Genomic DNA, 17,513 nt, shown 5'->3' on the forward strand with positions numbered 1-17,513 from the left:
GTTTAATGATTGCTGCGCTCACGCACAGCGCGTCCCCGTGTTCTTCTTGTGGTGTGGTGCTTGTTGCTGGTGCTTATGCCGCGATCGCATCGACATCCGGATGCGAGGGGCGGTATTGTAACCGCTCGCCATGCCGGTGCTGCGATTTGAAAAAGTCATCGACCGCCGCCAGTTGCTCGGCCGTCGATTCCAGCAAGTTCATGCGCTGCCGGAATTCCTCGCCGCCCGGCAGGTCTTGCACATACCAGCCGATGTGCTTGCGCGCGGTGCGCACGCCGACGTATTCGCCATAGAAGGCGTAATGGGCCGGCAGGTGCTCGTTCATCAGCTCGCGCACCTCATCCACCAGCGGCGCCGGCAGGTGTTCGCCGGTGCGCAGGTAGTGGTCGATCTCGCGGCAGATCCAGGGACGGCCCTGGGCTGCGCGGCCGATCATCACCGCATCGGCGCCGGTATGGTCGAGCACGAACTTCGCCTTCTCGGGCGTCGTGATGTCGCCATTGGCCACCAGCGGGATGCTCACCGCCTGCTTCACGGCGCGGATGGTGTCGTACTCGGCCTCGCCCTTGTAGCCGTCGGCGCGGGTGCGGCCATGCAGGGTCAGCATCTGGATGCCGGCCTGCTCGGCCAGGCGCGCGATGCGCAGCGCGTTCTTGTTTTGGCGATCCCAGCCGGTGCGGAACTTCAGGGTGACCGGCACGTCGACCGCCTCGACCACGGCGTGCAGGATGCGCTCGACCAGGTCTTCGTGCTGCAGCAGGGCCGAACCGCACCAGCTATTGCACACCTTCTTGACCGGGCATCCCATATTGATGTCGATGATCTGGGCGCCGCGCTCGACGTTGAACTTCGCGCAATCGGCGAGGTCTTTAGGATCGGCGCCCGCGATCTGCACCGCCTTCGGCTCCATCTCGCCCGCGTGGTCGATGCGGCGCGACGTCTTCTCGCTGGCCCACAGGCGCGGGTTCGACGCCGCCATCTCGGACACCGCATAGCCCGCGCCCAGCTGCTTGCATAGCTGCCGGAACGGACGGTCCGTCACTCCTGCCATGGGGGCGACAAAGACGTTATTACGCAGGTGATATGGACCGATTTGCACAGCAGAAAAACTCAGAAGTTTGTTGGGAACCTGCTATTTTACCCCAAGCGCTGCTCAAATTATCAGCAAAATTATTTCGATTGTTGCGCGTGCGTTATTGGCAGGCCAACGAAACAGGCGTTGTCGCGCCTGTTCCACGTGCATGGCTGTCAGGGCAAGTCGTCCAGCGCCACCTGGCGCAGGTGCGCGATTTCACCCCAGCTGACCAGCTTCAGCACGCCCTGCTCGACCACGAAACGGTTGATGCTGGCATTGTGTACCTTGAAGTCGCGCGGTGTTTCCAGCGGCAGGCCGAGGGCGGCCCGATAGGCGCACTCGAGCACGCCGCCGTGCGCCACCAGCGCCAGGGTCTGCCCGGGATGGCGCGCCGCATGCCCCAGGATCGCCTTGGTGGCCCGTTCGAAGAAACTGCGGAAGGTCTCGCCCTGGTTCTTGCCTGAAGGTAGGACCGCATCGACGTTGCGCGCCTGCCAGGCGGCGAATTCGAGCGGAAAGCGGGTTGCGATCTCGCTGTACAGCAAGCCTTCGAAGCCACCGTAGCAGCGTTCGCGCAACTGGGGATCGAGTTGGACACGGCTGGCGTCGGATGCGCCGCGGGCGCGCAGGATCGCCTCGGCCGTCTGCCGGGCGCGCGCCAGGTCGCTGGAAATGACCAGGTCTATCTGCTCGCCAGCCAGCGCCGCGCCGAGTGCCGCGGCCTGGCGCTCGCCTTCGGCGTTGAGCGCGATATCGAGATAGCCCTGCAGCCGGCGCTCGGCATTCCAGGCGGTTTCGCCGTGGCGGATCAGGAGGATCGTGGTCGTGCCCGCAGGCGCGTCGTTCAATGTCATGAGGTCCTTGCACCCGAACCTCGGGGCGGTGAAAAAATCAGATGATCGATTATCTTGAGAGGTCGGCTGCGACCTGGGGATTGAGCGAATACGTGCCGAAGATGCGCGCCTCGTCGAGGATATGCCCCTGGATCGCCATGCGCGCCGCGGCGCCCGTGAAGCGCCCCTCCAGCGGCAGGCGCGGGATGTCGAGCGCATACAGCGTGAACACATAATGGTGCACGCGCTCGTCGTTCCACGGTGGGCACGGGCCGTCATAGCCGTAGAACTCCCCCGCCATGTCGGGGTCGCCCGCGAACCAGCCGGTATAGTCGTTGACGCCGTGGCGCAGCGCGTGTTCGGTGCCATTCTTGATGGTGAAGGCGACTTCGGGACCGGGCTTGCCATGCGGCGTGACCATGTCGGAAAACATGCCTTCGGCCAGCGACTTGAGGCAGACCGGGATGTCGGCCAGCGTCCAATGGAAGAAATCGACGCGCGGCAAGGCCGCCGGCACGGTGCGGCCTTCCTTGTTGACGTCGCCGCCTTCGGACGGCACGTCGGGATCGTGGCAGATCAGCACCAGCGACTGCGTGCCGGCCGGCACGTCGTCCCAGGCGATATGGGGATTGCGGTTGCTTGACAGCTTGACGTGGACGTCGGGATCGCTGACCGCGAACGCGCAGGCGGCGGGGATGTCGGCCCCGTCGGTGAATGAGTCGCTCCAGATTCGCATGTGACCTCCCTGGCTACTAGATTTGACCTTGGCGCCAGGCGCGGGTTTCAGCGCGCCGCCCCGACGGGATCAATACGCAGCCAGAATGTGACCGGGCCATCGTTGATGAGCGACACTTTCATGTCGGCACCAAATACGCCGGTCTCGACAATGCCATGGCGCTCCCGCGCCTGGCGCACGACATGCTCGAACAGGCGCCGTCCGTCTTCCGGCGCGGCGGCCGGCGAGAACGAGGGACGCGTGCCCGATTTGGTATCGGCCGCCAGGGTGAACTGCGGCACCAGCAGCAGGCCGCCGCTGGTATCCGTCACGCTGCGGTTCATCTTGCCGGCCTCGTCGGAAAACACGCGGTAACCCAGCAACTTGGTTAAAAGCAGGTCGGCCTCGCGTTCGGTGTCGCCCTTTTCGGCGCACACCAGCACCATCAGGCCGGGGCCGATGGCGCCGACGGTCTGGCCGTCGACGCGCACCGCCGCTTCGCTCACGCGTTGCAGCAGGCCGATCATCGTTCCGGCGTCCCGGCCGCCAGGGTGACGCGGGCGAACTTGCGCTTGCCGACTTGCACCACGACGGTACCGGCGGCCACTTGCAGCCCCTTGTCGCTGACCACGGCGCCGTCGATGCGCACGCCGCCCTGGTCGACCATGCGCATGGCTTCCGAGGTCGACGCGCACAGGCCGGCGGCCTTCAACAGTTGCGGCAGGCCCAGTGGCGCGCCGGACAGCGACACTTCGGGCACATCGTCCGGAATGCCGCCCTTGGCGCGGTTGACGAAGTCGGCCAGCGCCTCGTCGGCCGCCGCGGCCGAGTGGAAGCGCGTGACGATCTCTTTACCCAGCGCCACTTTCGCATCGCGCGGATTGGCGCCGCCATCGATCGTCGCCTTCAATTGGGCGATGTCGTCCAGCGAGCGGAAGGACAGCAAGTTGAAATACTTCCACATCATCTCGTCCGAGATGCTCATCAGCTTGCCGAACATGCTGTTCGGGGCCTCGGTGATGCCGATATAGTTGTTCTTGGACTTGGACATTTTCTCGACACCGTCCAGGCCTTCCAGCAGCGGCATGGTTAGGATGCACTGCGGCTCCTGGCCGTAGTCCTTCTGCAGCTCGCGGCCAACCAGCAAGTTGAATTTCTGGTCCGTTCCACCCAGCTCAAGATCAGACTGCAAAGCCACCGAATCGTAGCCCTGCATCAGCGGATACAGGAACTCATGCACGGCGATCGGAGTCCCACTCTTGTAGCGCTTGGTAAAATCGTCGCGCTCCATCATGCGTGCCACGGTATAGCGCGAGGCGAGCTGGATCATGCCGCGCGCACCCAAAGGATCGCACCATTCGGAGTTGTAGCGGATTTCCGTGCGGCTGGCGTCCAGTACCAGCGACGCCTGGCGGAAATACGTCATCGCGTTTTCCTCGACCTGCTCGCGGGTCAGCGGCGGACGGGTCGCGTTGCGGCCCGACGGGTCGCCAATCATGGAAGTGAAGTCGCCGATCAGGAAGATCACCTGGTGACCCAGGTCTTGCAATTGCCGCAACTTGTTCAGTACGACGGTGTGGCCGAGATGCAAGTCGGGCGCCGTAGGGTCCAGGCCCAGCTTGATGCGCAGCGGCTTGCCGGTCTGTTCCGAGCGCGCCAGTTTTTGCGCAAAATCGCTCTCGACCAGCAGTTCGTCGGCGCCGCGCTTGGCGATCGCCAGGGACTCCAGGACCTTGTCAGTCAGTGGCAAAGCATTAATGGAAGTTGCCGGATTGCTAGCACCAGCTGCAGTTGAGGTCATATAATTCGTGTAGGAAATTAGCTAAAACGGTTGTAGGACCACTTCTTTTGGTATAATTCACGATCCTGTTTTCATTTCCCAAAGAAAACTTTTCGGAAATGACAATTCATGGCCCTTGAAAGTTCAGCCGCAAATTTTAACTGATTGCATGAACCCTATACAGAAAATCACTGGTAAAAGCCTGCTAGCGCTGCTGCCGAAGACCCGTAAAGCCCGCGTCCTGAGCGCCGGCGCCGTCTTCCTGAGCGTGTGCGCCTTTGGCGCCGTAGGCGTTGCACCGATCGCTCCCGATCCCTCCGACCTGCCCGTTACTTCCGTTGCGCAAGACCTGGAACTGCCGAACCTGGCCGACCAGATCGCCGCGCTCCAGCAGAACGAGCAGCAATTCATCCACGAAGAACGCATCCGCCGCGGCGATTCGCTCGGCTCGCTCTTCACCCGCCTCGGCATCGAGGACGCGCAAGCGCAAAAATTCGTTCGCTCCGACAAGCTCGCCAAGCGCCTGCTGTCGCTCCAGACCGGCAAGCGCATCCAGGCCGAGACCGACGAGAACGGCCTGCTGCTGTCGATGCGCGCCACCGTCACCGACGGCAAGAGCGGCGAAGCCCGCACGATCAGCGTCGAGCGCAAGGGCGAGGAGTTCGTCGCCCTCGAGGCGCCGGCCAAGCTCGAACGCCGCGTCGAAATGCGTTCGCGCGAGATCGTCAGCTCGCTGTACGCGGCCACCGACGCCAACGTCGACGGCGGCAGCATCCCGGATTCGGTCGTTGGCCAGATCATCGAGATGTTCTCGACCAATATCGACTTCCGCAGCGACGTCAAGCGTGGCGACCGTTTCAATGTGGTGTACGAGACCTTCTGGCTCGACGGCGAACTGATCAAGACCGGCCGCATCCTGGCCGGCGAATTCGTCAACCGCGGCACCAGCTACCAGTCGGTCTGGTACGAAGATCCAGTCTCCAAGCAGGGCGGTTACTATTCGCTGGACGGCAAGTCGCTCAAGAAAGCCTTCCTCAAGTCGCCGCTGCAATACTCGCGCGTCTCGTCGGGCTTCTCGATGCGGGTGCACCCGATCTCGGGCAAGTTCAAGGCGCATAAAGGCGTCGACTTTGCCGCCGCCACCGGCACCCCGATCCGCGCCGTGGCCGACGCCACCGTCGATTTCGCGGGCAACGGCAATGGCTACGGCAATATGGTCGTCCTGAAGCACTGGTCGAACTACAGCACCGCCTATGCCCACATGAGCCGCATCGCTCCAGGCATGCGCAAGGGCGCCAAGATCAGCCAGGGCCAGGTGATCGGCTACGTCGGCTCGACCGGCTGGTCGACCGGCCCGCACCTGCACTATGAATTCCGCGTCGCAGGCGTGGCCAAGGATCCGAACAAGTTCAAGTCACTGGCCCAGCAACCGCTGAACCAGGCCGAACTGGCTCGCTTCCGCATGGCGGCCGCCGAGATGAACCACCGCTTCTCGCTGATGGCGCCAAGCGGCTCGTCGATGGCAGCCCGCTAAGCCAGCACTGAAACTTGAAACGCCCTCCGCTGCATCGCGATGCCGGAGGGCGTTTTGTTTTGTACGCCAACAAAAACTTATAACACCATGAGCGCGACACATTCCCTTTTCATCGGCCTGATGTCCGGCACCAGCCTCGACGGCGTCGACGGCGTGCTGGCCGATTTCTCCAACGGCGCCATCCAGACCCTGTCGGCTGCCTTCACGCCCTTCCCCGCGCAATTGCGCGAGGAACTGATGGCGCTGCAGGCCGCCAGCCACAACGAACTCGAACGCGAAGCGCTGGCCGCCAACGGCCTGGCCCTGGCCTATGCCGATTGCGTGCGCTCACTGCTGCCATCCTGCCCGGCGCCGGTGACGGCGGTCGCCGTCCACGGCCAGACCATCCGCCACCGCCCCGAGCTGGGTTTTACGCGCCAGACCAATAACCCGGCCCTGCTGGCCGAACTGATCGGCATCAACGTGATCGCCGACTTCCGCAGCCGTGACGTCGCCGCGGGCGGCCAGGGCGCGCCGCTGGTGCCGGCCTTCCACGAGGCCGCCTTCGGCAAGCCGGGCACGGCGCGCGTCGTGGTGAACATCGGCGGCATCGGCAATATCAGCGTGCTGCACGGCGACGGACGCGTGACCGGTTTCGATACCGGCCCAGGCAATGTCTTGCTCGACCTGTGGATCGCGCGCCACCAGGGCCGCGCCTATGACGAGGATGGGGCCTGGGGTGCGACCGGCACTGCCCACCAGCCGCTGCTGGACGCCCTGCTCGATGAACCGTATTTCCGCCAGCCCGCGCCCAAGAGCACGGGACGCGACCTGTTTCACGCGCCATGGCTCGACGCCAAGCTTTCGTCCTTCGGCAAGCTCGCGCCGGCCGACGTGCAGGCGACCCTGGTGCAATTGACGGCGGTGACGATCGCGCGCGCGATCCGCGATGAAGGCGTGACGCCGGACGCGGTCTATGTCTGCGGCGGGGGCGCCTACAACGGCGCCCTGCTGCGCGCCATCGGCGCCGAACTCGGCGGAGTGAACGTGGCGTCGACGGCGGAGCTGGGCGTGGCGCCGAACCGGGTCGAGGCGCTCGCCTTTGCCTGGCTGGGCTGGCGTTTCGCGAACCGCGAACCGGGCAACCTGCCGGCGGTCACCGGCGCGCGCGGTCCGCGCATCCTGGGGGCGCTGTACCCGGCCTGATGCTCAGGCGGCCAGGCCTTTTTGCAGCAGCTGCGTCACCAGCTCGTTCAGGTCGACGCCCTGCTCCTTGCTCTGCGCCTGCAACTGCTTGACCAGGTCGCCATTGAGCTTGACCGCGAACGGCACCAGACCCAGCGCGCGCTCGCGCTCGCGTTGTTCGCGGCGGTCCGCAGCCGGAGCATCCCCGGGCTTGCCGATGGCGGCGCCCTTGGGGCCCATCTTGTTCATCAGCTTTTTCGCGTCGAATTTCGCGAGTTCGTTCTTGTTCATTGCTTACCTTGATGTTGAATTGATATCTTGCGGCGTCAGTCGAAGCGCTTGAGCCGCTGGCCGAGGATGCCCCACTGGCACGGCACGCCATCGACCGTGCCGCACAGCGCCCAGCCGGTGCCGATTTTTTCCACCGTGACGGTCGTCTCGATTTCCCGGGCCAGCTTCTCGGCCCAGCCTTTGGCGGCTCCCTGCCCCTTGACCAATTCCTTGCCCTCATAGATGACGGTGGCGTCGAATACGGGCATGGCGAATACGGTCATGGCTACCTCTGTCTCAAAAAGGCGTCATGCTACCACCGCGGGCCGACTGCGGATGCCAAGAGTCTATCCCGGTAGGTGGGGGGAAGCTCATGGTGATGCATGGCGGGCGCGAGCAAGGCGCGAGGAGGCCGCATGGCTAGCCATGCAACGACGAGCAACGCAGCGCACGCTTGCCAGGCGCGCTAGGAGCGACTCCCACCTACCGGGATAGACTCTAATACAAACGGCCCGCACAAGCGGGCCGTCGATGCTCCAGACCGTGGCCTGGATGGGCGGGCAACGATTACGCCGAGAACGACGAACCGCAGCCGCAGGTCGAGGTGGCGTTCGGGTTCTTGATCACGAACTGGGCGCCTTCGAGGTCGTCCTTGTAGTCGATCTCGGCGCCGACCAGGTACTGGTAGCTCATCGAGTCGATCAGCAGCTGGACGCCTGCCTTTTCCATCGTCGTATCGTCTTCATTGACGATCTCGTCGAAGGTGAAACCATATTGGAAGCCCGAGCAGCCACCGCCCTGCACGAAGACGCGCAGCTTGAGGTCGGGGTTGCCTTCTTCTTCGATCAGCTGAGCAACTTTCTGAGCCGCGCTGTCGGTGAAGTTGATTGGTACGGGAATCGTGTCGAAATCTACTACTTCGGCGACTGCGGTCATGGGAACACTCCTGAATAAATCAAACACCGTCCATTATAGACGGTTGGCGGAAGTCATGCTGCCGACCCTTCCATGGCGTCGGCTAGATGAAACACCGGCTCGCTGGCGGGTTGGTGCGTTAATTTACCTGTTACCAACGCCCCGCCATGCATCTCGAGCAAACGGTAATGCACATCCCCATTGATGCGGCCTTTCGGCTGCAATTCAAGGAGTTCCGACGAATAAACAGCCCCGGCGATGTAACCATTGACCACCAGGCTGGCGCAGCGCACCTCGCCTTCGATGCGCGCGTGCTCCGACACGATCAGCATGCTGTCGGCGCCGTCCACCGCCACCACATTGCCATGGACTTCCCCGTCGATGCGCAGCCCGCCGGTGAAACACAGGTCACCCTCGATGCGGGCCGAGATCCCGACCAGGCTGTCTATCTCGCTTTTCACTTGTCGACCAAACATGACTCACCTCTGAGGTAGTGACCGTGGGACGTGTCCAACAGTCAATTTACCCGGCTCAAAGGTGCTTGCTTTGATCTGCGTCGGGTCGCGCAGCGAGCGCGACCGCAACCACCTTAGATTATGGCAACAGCGCGATGTGCTGCAGGCCCTTCGACTCTTCCAGGCCGAACATCAGGTTCATGCACTGCACGGCCTGGCCCGAAGCGCCCTTGACCAGGTTGTCCTGCACCACCAGGATCACGACGGTGTCCGTCCCTTCCGGACGGTGCAGCGCCAGGCGCAGCATGTTCGAGCCGCGGGTCGAGCGCGTCTCTGGATGCGAGCCGAACGGCATGACGTCGACGAATTCGCTGTCCTTATATTGTTCTTCGAACAGCGCCTGCAGGGCGGCATTGTCGATTTCTTGCGTCAGGCGCGCGTACAGGGTCGCGTGCATGCCGCGGATCATCGGCACCAGGTGCGGGGTAAAGATCAGGCCGACCTTCTGGTCGGTATAGCGCGCCAGCTGGGCCGAGGTTTCCGGGGTGTGGCGATGGCCGTGGACACCGTAAGCCTTGAAGTTGTCGCTCGACTCCGAGAACAGCGTGCCGATCTCGGCCTTGCGGCCAGCGCCGGAAACGCCCGACTTGCAGTCGGCGATCAGGCTGCCGGCATCGATCAGGCCGGCTTTCAGCAGCGGATAGAAGCCCAGCTGCATCGTGGTCGGGTAGCAGCCAGGGTTGGCGATCAGGCGTGCGCCCTTGATGTCGTCGCGGTTCAGTTCCGGCAGGCCATAGACGGCTTCATCCAGCAGCTCGGGTGCGGTGTGCTCGATCTTGTACCATTTTTCGAAGACGGCGCGGTCCTTGATGCGGAAGTCCGCAGCCAGGTCGATCACCTTGACGCCGGCCGCCAGCAGCTCGGGCGCCTGGGCCATCGCCACGCCGTGCGGGGTGGCGAAGAACACCACGTCACACCCCTTCAGGTCGGCCTTGTCCGGGCTCGAGAAGGCGATGTCGACGCGACCGCGCAGCGAAGGGAACATATCGGCCACCGGCAAGCCGTCTTCCTTGCGCGAGGTGATCGCGGTCAGTTGCACATCCGGATGAACGGCCAACAGCCGCAGCAATTCCACGCCCGTGTATCCGGTTCCGCCGACGATGCCAACTTTAATCATGTCTTTTCCTTCAATAATGGTGAGAAAGCCCCTATCAGGACGAGGCTGCATTTTAACAGCCTGCGAATTCCGGGGTTGTACCTGTCCCGAGACAGGCTCATGCAAAAAAGCCGCCCAACCTTGCGGCGGACGGCTTTTCTGAACCAGTGCCCGAAGGCACCGAGGAAGACGATTAACGCTTCGAGAATTGCTTTGCGCGACGTGCTTTGCGCAGACCAACTTTCTTACGCTCGACTTCACGGGCGTCACGGGTGACGAAACCGGCACGTGCCAGGTCGCCCTTGAGGCCTGCGTCGTAGTCGATCAGTGCGCGGGTGATGCCGTGACGGACGGCGCCAGCCTGGCCCGATTCGCCACCGCCGTGCACGTTGACCTTGATGTCGAAACGCTCGACGTTGCCGGTCAGTTCCAGCGGCTGACGGATCACCATCAGGCCGGTTTCACGCGAGAAGTATTCCGATGCCGGTTTACCGTTCACGATGATCTGGCCGGTGCCAGCTTTGATGAACACGCGAGCGACTGCACTCTTGCGACGGCCGGTGCCGTAGTTGTAGTTACCGATCATGTCAGTTCCTTAGAGGGTCAGTGCTTGTGGTTGCTGAGCAGCGTGCGGGTGGGTACCTTCCGCATACACTTTCAGCTTCTTGATCATGGCGTAGCCGAGTGGGCCCTTGGGCAGCATGCCCTTGACAGCCTTCTCGAGTGCGCGACCTGGGAAACGCTGCTGCATTTTCAGGAAGTTGGTTTCGTAGATACCGCCCGGGTAGCCCGAGTGACGGTAGTACGTTTTTGCGGTGGCCTTGGTGCCGGTCACGCGCAGTTTGCCGGCGTTGATCACGACGATGAAGTCGCCGGTGTCGACGTGCGGGGTGAACTCTGGCTTGTGCTTGCCGCGCAGTCGGAGTGCCACTTCGCTGGCAACACGTCCGAGGACCAGGTCCGTCGCGTCGATGACAAACCAGTCGCGCTGGACTTCGTGGCCCTTAGCGGAAAAAGTTTTCATGTTTAATCCAAAAGAAAAAATTGCTCAAATGGTGGTTCCGCACAAACCTTCAGCGGACTCGTCCTTATTGTCTTTCCTGAGCAAACGGAAAGCCGGCAATCATACCCCTATTACCTCCATGCCGTCAATCCCCATCCACGGCGGACGAGCGCATCCCGCGCGCTTGCCTCAAGACCACTACCCAAGATGCATGCCTTGATGCATCGTTGAAACAATCGGTTGACCGGGGAAACAGCACGAACTTATCATCGTTGCAACCTGAGGAGATGCTGTGAAGAGATTCAAGATTCTGCGCGCCATATTATTCCTGCCACTCCTGGCGGCGACGAGCCTTGCCGGCGCCCAGCCCGCCGCCGGCATGCCGGCGCCATCGATGAGCGAACGCAGCTGCCACCTGCCCGGCGTGGTCGAAGCGCTGCGCTGCGTCAGCGTCGATGTCCCGCTCGATTATGCCAAGCCGCAAGGCGCGCCGCTGAAACTGCACGTGACGGTCGCTCCGGCTTATCGCCAGGGCACGCGCAGCGACCCGCTGTTCGTGCTGGCCGGCGGCCCCGGCCAGGCCGGCAGCGACGTGCTGCCCCTGCTCAAGCTCGCCTTCGACCGGGTGCGCGCCACCCGCGACATCGTCTTCATCGACCAGCGCGGCACAGGCCGCTCCGGCAAGCTCGATTGCGAGAGCAAGCCGGAACACGAGCGCATGACGGACGACGAGCTGATGGCCGAACTGCGCGCCTGCATCGCCAACAACAGGCAGCCGCTGGCCGCCTACACCACGGCGGCGGCGGCGCGCGACCTGGAGCAGGTGCGGCGCGCGCTGGGCTACCGCCAGGTGAACCTGTGGGGCGGCTCCTACGGCACCCGCCTGGGCCAGGCCTACGCGCGCGCCTATCCGGACAGCGTGCGCAGCCTGGTGCTGGACGGCGTGGCCGCGCCCGACCAGGTGATCCCGGCCGGCGGGCGGGACGGCCAGGCCGCCCTCGACGGCCTGTTCGCCGCCTGCGCCAAAGACGCTGCCTGCAACAAGGCCTACCCGAACCTCCGCGCCGAATTCGATGCACTGGTCGCGAAAGTCGAGGCGGGCGACGTTCACCTGTCGCTGCCGAATCCGCGCACCGCCGAGCCGACCGAATTCACCATGAGTTCGCAGCGCTTCCTCGGCACCGTGCACAACGTCCTGTATGCGCCGGCCGATGCGCGCCGCCTGCCCTTCCTGATCCACAGCGCCAGCCGCGGGCGCTGGGAGCCTTTCGTCGCGCGCCAGAACCTGGCCGGCGACTTCGGCAACGACGCCAGCATGTCGATGCTGCTGCACTTCGCCGTGGTGTGCGCCGAAGACGTGCCGCGCTTCACGCCCGAGCTGATGAAATCCGACGCCGCCGTGCTGGCGCGCCCGCTGGCCGAGATGATCCCGACACTGTGCCAGGACGTCAAGGTGCCCGCAGTGCCGTACGTCGCGCCATCGCGCATCGAGGCGCCGGCCCTGCTGCTGTCGGGCGCCCTCGATCCGGTCACGCCGCCGCACCGCGCCGCGGCGGCCGCGAAGTCGATGGCCCGGGCCCAGCACGTCGTAGTGGCCAATGCCGGCCACGGCGTGTCGCAGCTCGGCTGCGCGCCACGCCTGCTGCGCGCCTTCCTCGACCGGCCGCAGGACAAGCTCGACGCCGCCTGCATGGCCGAGGTGCCGGCCCCCACCTTCCAGCTCGGCAGTGCCGGGCCGCAACCCTGAATGTCGGAAACTCCATGATCGAAGTCCACGATGTACGCAAGCAGTTCGGCGCCGTCCAGGCGCTGGGCGGCGTTTCCTTCACCGCGCGCGACGGCCAGATCACCGCGCTGCTGGGTCCCAATGGGGCCGGCAAGACCACCCTGCTGCGCACCCTGGTCGGGCTGCTCAGGCGCGACCACGGCGCCATCTCGATCGGCGGCATCGACCCCGAGAAGGATCCGATGGCGGTGCGCCGCAATATCGGCTTCCTGACCGACCAGTTCGGGCTGTACGAGCGCCTCACCACGCGCGAATACCTGAACTACTTCGGCGAATTGAACGGCATGGACGGCGCCGCGCTGCGCACCCGCGTCGCCGAGGTGTCGGACCTGCTCGGGATGGACGACATCCTCGAGCGCCAGACCAAGGGCTTCTCGCAGGGCCAGCGCATCAAGGTGGCGCTGGCGCGCACCCTGCTGCACCGCCCGCGTCACCTGCTGCTCGACGAGCCGAGCCGCGGCCTGGACGTGATGAGCACGCGCGCGCTGCGCACCGCGCTGAACGCACTGCGCGAGGATGGCTGCTGCGTGATCATGGCCACCCACGTGATGCAGGAAGTGATCCACCTGTGCGAGGACGTGATCGTCATCGCCAAGGGCCATACCGTGGCCCAGGGCTCGCCACAAGAACTGTGCCGGCGCACCGGCATCGCCGACCTGGAAGACGCGTTCGTCAGCCTGGTGGGCACCGAGGAAGGTATCGCATGAAGTCCAAACTCAAGGTCGTATTCCTGAAAGAGCTGCGCGAGACGCTGCGCGACCGGCGCACCTTCGGCTTCCTGCTGCTGGCGGTGCTGTTCTATCCGGCGATCCTCGGCGTCACGCTGCACCAATTGATCGACAAGAGCACCCGCACCGAACGCGAAGGCATCCACCTGACCGTGATCGGCGGGGCCAAGGCCCCGACCCTGATCGCCCAGCTGCGCGAGCGCAGCGTGACGATCAACGAATCCGGGCCCATGAGCGAGGAAGCGATCGGCGAGCTCCTGCATGGCAAGAAGATCGCGGCCGTGCTGCGCCTGTCGGACGACTTCGTCGACAACTACCAGTCGATGCGCCCGGCGCGCATCGAGCTGTGGTTCGACTCGTCGGCCGAGAGCGGCCAGCAGCGGCGCGAGCTCGAAGAGATCCTGCAGGCCTACGGCAGCAACATCGCCAGCGCGCGCCTGCTGGCGCACGGCGTGTCGCCGGCCACGCTGGCGCCGATCCAGCTGCAACGCTACGACACCGGCACCAATGCCTCGCGCTCGGCCATGGTCATCGGCGGCTTGATCGGCTTCCTGTTCTTCCCGGCCTTCCTCCTGAACATGTCGTCGGCAGTCGACAGCACCGCCGGCGAACGCGAACGGCGCTCGCTGGAAGTGCTGATGGCGCAACCGGCGCACAGCTGGGAGCTGGTGGGCGGCAAGTGGCTTGCCTCCAGCGTGCTGGCCCTGCTGGGCGTGACCGTGGTGCTGATGCTGGGCCACGCGATCCTGCGCTGGCTGCCGCTGGAAGAAATCGGCATGTCGTGGAATCTCGGCTGGGGCGAGCTGCTGCTGGTCTGCCTGGCGACGATGCCGCTGGCGCTATTGTCCTCGGCCCTGTACGTCGCCATGGCGATGAACGCCAGGACGTTCAAGGAAGCCCAGACCACGGTCAGCCTGGTGATGATCCTGCCGCTGCTGCCCGGCTTCGTGGTCTCGTTCATGGAACTCAAGACGGCGCAGTGGATGTACCTGATGCCGATGCTGTCGAACCAGACCCTGATCAAGGAATTGGCCAAGAGCGGCGACATCGGCTTCGCGCCGTTCGCGCTGACCTTCCTCTGTTCGCTGGTCCCGGCGCTCCTGATCGTCGCCTTCGCCAGCTGGCGCATGAAGAGCGAGAAGTACGTGTTGGGGGTCTGATGCGGGGTGTCTGATGCGGGGTGTCTGATGCGGGGCGTATGGGAAACGGCGGCCGCCTTGCACGCAAGGGCGGCGGCTGCCGTACAATCGACTCCCTTATCGACGCATCAGCAACACGGAGAATCGCATGGAAGTGAAAGTCAGCTGGAACGGCCCGTCGGGCATGAGTTTCCGGGCCGAGACCGGCAGCGGCCACATGGTGACCATGGACGGCGCGCCGGACGGCGGCGGCCATAACCTGGCGCCGCGCCCGATGGAGATGGTCCTGGTGGGCACCGGCGGCTGCACCGCCTACGACGTGGTCCTGATCCTCAAGCGCAGCCGCGAGGACGTGCGCGGCTGCGACGTGACGCTGCAGGCCGAACGCGCCGACACCGACCCCAAGGTGTTCACCAAGATCAACTTCCACTTCACGGTGACCGGCCACGCGCTCAAGCCGGCGGCGGTGGAACGTGCGGTCAAGCTGTCGCACGAAAAATACTGCTCGGCGTCGATCATGCTGGCCAAGACGGCCGAGATCACGCATTCGTTCGAGATCGTCGAGGTCTGATACGGCTCGCGCGATTGTCGGCGCAACCGACATCGTTGGCGTCTGCACCTCACTCCCGCGAAGGCGGGAATGACGTTGACAAGTTGCGTGTCGTATAGCGGCGGATCAGATCCGGTAAGCAGTGGTGGTCATCACCTTCGCCATCGCCCGCATCGCCATCTTGACCGGCACGGGCAGCGAGGCCGCGCCCGCGGCCTGCGCCGCATCGGCGTGCGCGATCTCGTCGATGCGCATCTGGTCGACGATGGCGCGCGACTTGGCGTCCTGCGCCGGCAGCAGCTCGAGGTGGCTGTTCAGGTGCGCCTCGACCTGGCGCTCGGTCTCGACCACGAAGCCCAGGCTCACCGGATCGCCGATCCGGGCCGCCACGCTGCCCATCACGTAGGCGCCCGCATACCACAGGGGATTCAATACGCTCGGTTGCGATCCGAGCTCGGTCAGGCGCTGCGCGCACCAGGCCAGATGGTCTTCTTCCTCGCGCGCGGCGTGCTCGAACTGCGTCCGCACCTCTTGCGTATGGGCGAAGTTGGCCTGCGAATCGTAGAGCGCCTGCGCGCAGACCTCGCCCACGTGGTTCACCCGCATCAGGCCCGCGCTATGGCGGCGCTCGGCGTCGCTCAATTCGCCGTCGATGGCGTGCGCGCCCGGGTTCGGGCGCGACATCGCCGCCACGCCGCCGACGACGCGCAAGGCCTTGTCGACGCCGACGATCAGTTGGTCCAGGGGGCTGATGAAACGGTTCGCAATCATGGTGTGCTCGATGTTCTGGTCGCTGAAGCGCCCATTATATGCCTTCGGCATGCGGCCCAGAGCCCGCCTCTGCCTTCGGCGCCGCTTGTTCTTCACCCTGTTCATGTTTCTTGCGCGCGATCCAGGCCGCCAGCGGACCTTCCGGCTCCAGTCCCGAAATGTTCTTGGCCACGCCCAGGTTCAGCTCCAGCAGGAACGGCACCGACACCAGCGGCACGCCCGGGCAATGGCGCTTGAAGGCGTCCAGGAAGCGCGCCGACTCCACCGTCGGCATCACCTTCGCGCCGCTCATGAACTGCAGTACGCTGGTGATGGTGTGGCCCTTGCCCAGCGTATGGTAGATGAAGCGGTTGAACTCGCGGTCGACCGTCTTGAAGTCGATCGCCTCCTTGGTCATCAGGCCGGCCAGGTAGACTAGGCCCAGCGCGACGCGGAACCAGTCGGTGGATTCGGCCCGGCTGCGCGCTTCGCGCATCAGGATCAAGAGCTTTTCTTGGGTGATGGAGTCCATGCGTCCATTATCCACGCTTTGACCCGGCTTGCGCCGCATGCCCGCCCTCCATTGCAAGAAATTTATCAACAGAAAACCATCATGCGTTCTGTCACCGGATAATGCGGTCTGGGTGCCTGTTTGGACCGTGTGTCGCACCGGGTCCGCCGCAGCGGTGCCGATTGAATACAATGCCAGTGTGAAAAAGTGTTTGACCCTGCGTAAAGACGCGCAGGGCTGCAGCCAGGAGTCGTCATGCAACTGAAAATCCGCAATTTGTCCAAGACCTACGCCAATGGCGTGGTCGCGCTGGACCGTGTCACGCTCAATATCCCGGCCGGGATGTTCGGGCTGCTCGGCCCCAACGGCGCGGGCAAGTCGACCCTGATGCGGATCCTGGCGACCCTGCAGGAATGCGATTCCGGTTCGGTATTCCTGGACGATATCGACGTGCTCGACGAAAAGGACGCGGTACGCCGCATGCTGGGCTACCTGCCGCAGGATTTCGGCGTCTATCCGAAAGTGACCGCTTACGAACTTCTGGACCACTTCGCCCAGCTCAAAGGCCTGTCGCACAAGGCGCGCCGGCGCGAGGTGGTCGATGGCCTGTTGCAGCAGACGAATCTGTGGGAAGTGCGCGACCAGCGCCTGGGCACCTTCTCGGGCGGCATGCGCCAGCGCTTCGGCATCGCCCAGGCCCTGCTGGGCGACCCGCGCCTGATCATCGTCGACGAACCCACCGCCGGCCTCGATCCGCAGGAGCGGGTGCGCTTCCACAACCTGCTGTCCGACATCGGCGAAGAGCGCACCGTGCTGCTGTCGACCCACATCGTGTCCGACGTGGCCGACCTGTGCGCCAATATGGCGATCATCAACAAGGGCCAGGTGCTGCTGTGCGGCGAGCCGCAAGACCTGATCTACGGGATCGAGGACTTCATCTGGGCCCGTTTCGTCACCAAGGCCGATCTGCCGGCTTACCAAGCGCGCTACAGCGTGATCTCGACCCGCCTGCTCAGCGGCCGCACCCTGATCCATGTGTATTCCGAGGACGACCCGGGCGACGGCTTCGAGCCGGCGCGCGCCAGCCTGGAAGACGTGTATTTCGCCACCATCGCCGGCCGCCACAACCCGGCCGCGGGGAACTGCTGA

Annotated in this window: 21 protein-coding genes; 7 read left to right on the plus strand and 14 right to left on the minus strand. The window is 64.3% G+C overall.

Annotated features, from left to right (window positions below; translation table 11 throughout):
* Positions 1-73: 73 nt before the first annotated feature.
* From dusB to tyrS, 5 genes are all read right to left on the minus strand, one after another.
* Positions 74-1,099, minus strand: a complete 1,026-nt coding sequence (gene dusB / locus DIR46_RS09760) for a tRNA dihydrouridine synthase DusB (protein ID WP_109345071.1) — start codon at positions 1,097-1,099, stop codon at positions 74-76.
* Between the two features lie 149 nt (positions 1,100-1,248).
* A complete protein-coding gene (locus DIR46_RS09765; RefSeq protein WP_109345072.1) occupies positions 1,249-1,929 on the minus strand; it encodes a histidine phosphatase family protein in 681 nt (226 codons plus the stop codon).
* A 49-nt stretch (positions 1,930-1,978) separates the two neighbouring features.
* Complete coding sequence (locus DIR46_RS09770; RefSeq protein WP_109345073.1) at positions 1,979-2,644, minus strand: YbhB/YbcL family Raf kinase inhibitor-like protein; 666 nt, start codon at positions 2,642-2,644, stop codon at positions 1,979-1,981.
* Positions 2,645-2,691: 47 nt separating this feature from the next.
* On the minus strand, positions 2,692-3,150 hold the full coding sequence (gene dtd / locus DIR46_RS09775) for a D-aminoacyl-tRNA deacylase (protein ID WP_109345074.1): 459 nt from the start codon (positions 3,148-3,150) through the stop codon (positions 2,692-2,694).
* Positions 3,147-4,424 carry a tyrosine--tRNA ligase gene (gene tyrS, locus DIR46_RS09780; protein ID WP_109345075.1) on the minus strand — a complete coding sequence of 426 codons (1,278 nt, stop codon included), beginning with the start codon at positions 4,422-4,424 and terminating at the stop codon, positions 3,147-3,149. The genes dtd and tyrS overlap by 4 nt, the downstream gene beginning before the upstream one ends.
* Positions 4,425-4,572: 148 nt before the next feature.
* Here tyrS and DIR46_RS09785 point away from each other — a divergent pair, with 148 nt between their 5' ends.
* Entirely contained in the window at positions 4,573-5,937 is a 1,365-nt protein-coding gene (locus DIR46_RS09785; protein ID WP_109345076.1) for a M23 family metallopeptidase, read from the plus strand.
* Positions 5,938-6,024: 87 nt separating this feature from the next.
* Positions 6,025-7,122, plus strand: coding sequence for an anhydro-N-acetylmuramic acid kinase (locus tag DIR46_RS09790; protein WP_109345077.1), 1,098 nt, complete (start codon positions 6,025-6,027; stop codon positions 7,120-7,122).
* 3 nt (positions 7,123-7,125) lie between these two features.
* On the opposite strand, the gene DIR46_RS09795 is transcribed toward DIR46_RS09790, so the two are convergent.
* The 7 genes from DIR46_RS09795 to rplM form a co-directional block, all read right to left on the minus strand.
* Positions 7,126-7,392: a hypothetical protein gene (locus DIR46_RS09795; protein WP_109345078.1), complete on the minus strand. Its 267-nt coding sequence runs from the start codon at positions 7,390-7,392 to the stop codon at positions 7,126-7,128.
* A 35-nt stretch (positions 7,393-7,427) separates the two neighbouring features.
* Positions 7,428-7,655 (minus strand): hypothetical protein, encoded by a 228-nt coding sequence (locus DIR46_RS09800; protein ID WP_109345079.1) that lies wholly within the window; start codon positions 7,653-7,655, stop codon positions 7,428-7,430.
* A gap of 283 nt (positions 7,656-7,938) precedes the next feature.
* Positions 7,939-8,307 (minus strand): iron-sulfur cluster insertion protein ErpA, encoded by a 369-nt coding sequence (gene erpA, locus DIR46_RS09805; protein ID WP_109345080.1) that lies wholly within the window; start codon positions 8,305-8,307, stop codon positions 7,939-7,941.
* 53 nt (positions 8,308-8,360) lie between these two features.
* Positions 8,361-8,762 carry a bactofilin family protein gene (locus tag DIR46_RS09810; RefSeq protein ID WP_109345081.1) on the minus strand — a complete coding sequence of 134 codons (402 nt, stop codon included), beginning with the start codon at positions 8,760-8,762 and terminating at the stop codon, positions 8,361-8,363.
* Positions 8,763-8,880: 118 nt separating this feature from the next.
* A complete protein-coding gene (argC, locus tag DIR46_RS09815; RefSeq protein WP_109345082.1) occupies positions 8,881-9,918 on the minus strand; it encodes an N-acetyl-gamma-glutamyl-phosphate reductase in 1,038 nt (345 codons plus the stop codon).
* A gap of 172 nt (positions 9,919-10,090) precedes the next feature.
* A complete protein-coding gene (gene rpsI, locus DIR46_RS09820) occupies positions 10,091-10,483 on the minus strand; it encodes a 30S ribosomal protein S9 (RefSeq protein ID WP_005667904.1) in 393 nt (130 codons plus the stop codon).
* A gap of 9 nt (positions 10,484-10,492) precedes the next feature.
* Positions 10,493-10,921 carry a 50S ribosomal protein L13 gene (gene rplM / locus DIR46_RS09825; RefSeq protein WP_005667902.1) on the minus strand — a complete coding sequence of 143 codons (429 nt, stop codon included), beginning with the start codon at positions 10,919-10,921 and terminating at the stop codon, positions 10,493-10,495.
* A gap of 271 nt (positions 10,922-11,192) precedes the next feature.
* Between rplM and DIR46_RS09830 the strand changes: the two genes are divergently transcribed.
* The 4 genes from DIR46_RS09830 to DIR46_RS09845 all read left to right on the plus strand — a co-directional run bounded on the left by DIR46_RS09830 (position 11,193) and on the right by DIR46_RS09845 (position 15,124).
* Positions 11,193-12,647: an alpha/beta fold hydrolase gene (locus DIR46_RS09830; RefSeq protein WP_109345083.1), complete on the plus strand. Its 1,455-nt coding sequence runs from the start codon at positions 11,193-11,195 to the stop codon at positions 12,645-12,647.
* Between the two features lie 14 nt (positions 12,648-12,661).
* Positions 12,662-13,393, plus strand: a complete 732-nt coding sequence (locus DIR46_RS09835; RefSeq protein ID WP_109345084.1) for an ABC transporter ATP-binding protein — start codon at positions 12,662-12,664, stop codon at positions 13,391-13,393.
* Positions 13,390-14,574 carry an ABC transporter permease gene (locus tag DIR46_RS09840; protein ID WP_109345085.1) on the plus strand — a complete coding sequence of 395 codons (1,185 nt, stop codon included), beginning with the start codon at positions 13,390-13,392 and terminating at the stop codon, positions 14,572-14,574. Before DIR46_RS09835 ends, DIR46_RS09840 begins: the two co-directional genes overlap by 4 nt.
* A 127-nt stretch (positions 14,575-14,701) precedes the next feature.
* On the plus strand, positions 14,702-15,124 hold the full coding sequence (locus DIR46_RS09845) for an OsmC family protein (RefSeq protein ID WP_109345086.1): 423 nt from the start codon (positions 14,702-14,704) through the stop codon (positions 15,122-15,124).
* Positions 15,125-15,229: 105 nt separating this feature from the next.
* Here the strand turns inward: DIR46_RS09845 and coq7 are convergent, their stop codons facing one another.
* Both coq7 and DIR46_RS09855 read right to left on the minus strand, forming a co-directional pair.
* Complete coding sequence (gene coq7 / locus DIR46_RS09850) at positions 15,230-15,874, minus strand: 2-polyprenyl-3-methyl-6-methoxy-1,4-benzoquinone monooxygenase (protein WP_109347977.1); 645 nt, start codon at positions 15,872-15,874, stop codon at positions 15,230-15,232.
* Between the two features lie 34 nt (positions 15,875-15,908).
* Positions 15,909-16,385, minus strand: coding sequence for a hypothetical protein (locus DIR46_RS09855; protein ID WP_109347978.1), 477 nt, complete (start codon positions 16,383-16,385; stop codon positions 15,909-15,911).
* Positions 16,386-16,619: 234 nt separating this feature from the next.
* On the opposite strand from DIR46_RS09855, the gene DIR46_RS09860 reads away from it, so the two are divergent.
* Positions 16,620-17,513 (plus strand): ABC transporter ATP-binding protein, encoded by an 894-nt coding sequence (locus DIR46_RS09860; protein WP_109345087.1) that lies wholly within the window; start codon positions 16,620-16,622, stop codon positions 17,511-17,513.

The organism is Massilia oculi, assembly GCF_003143515.1.
Lineage (GTDB): Bacteria > Pseudomonadota > Gammaproteobacteria > Burkholderiales > Burkholderiaceae_D > Telluria > Telluria oculi.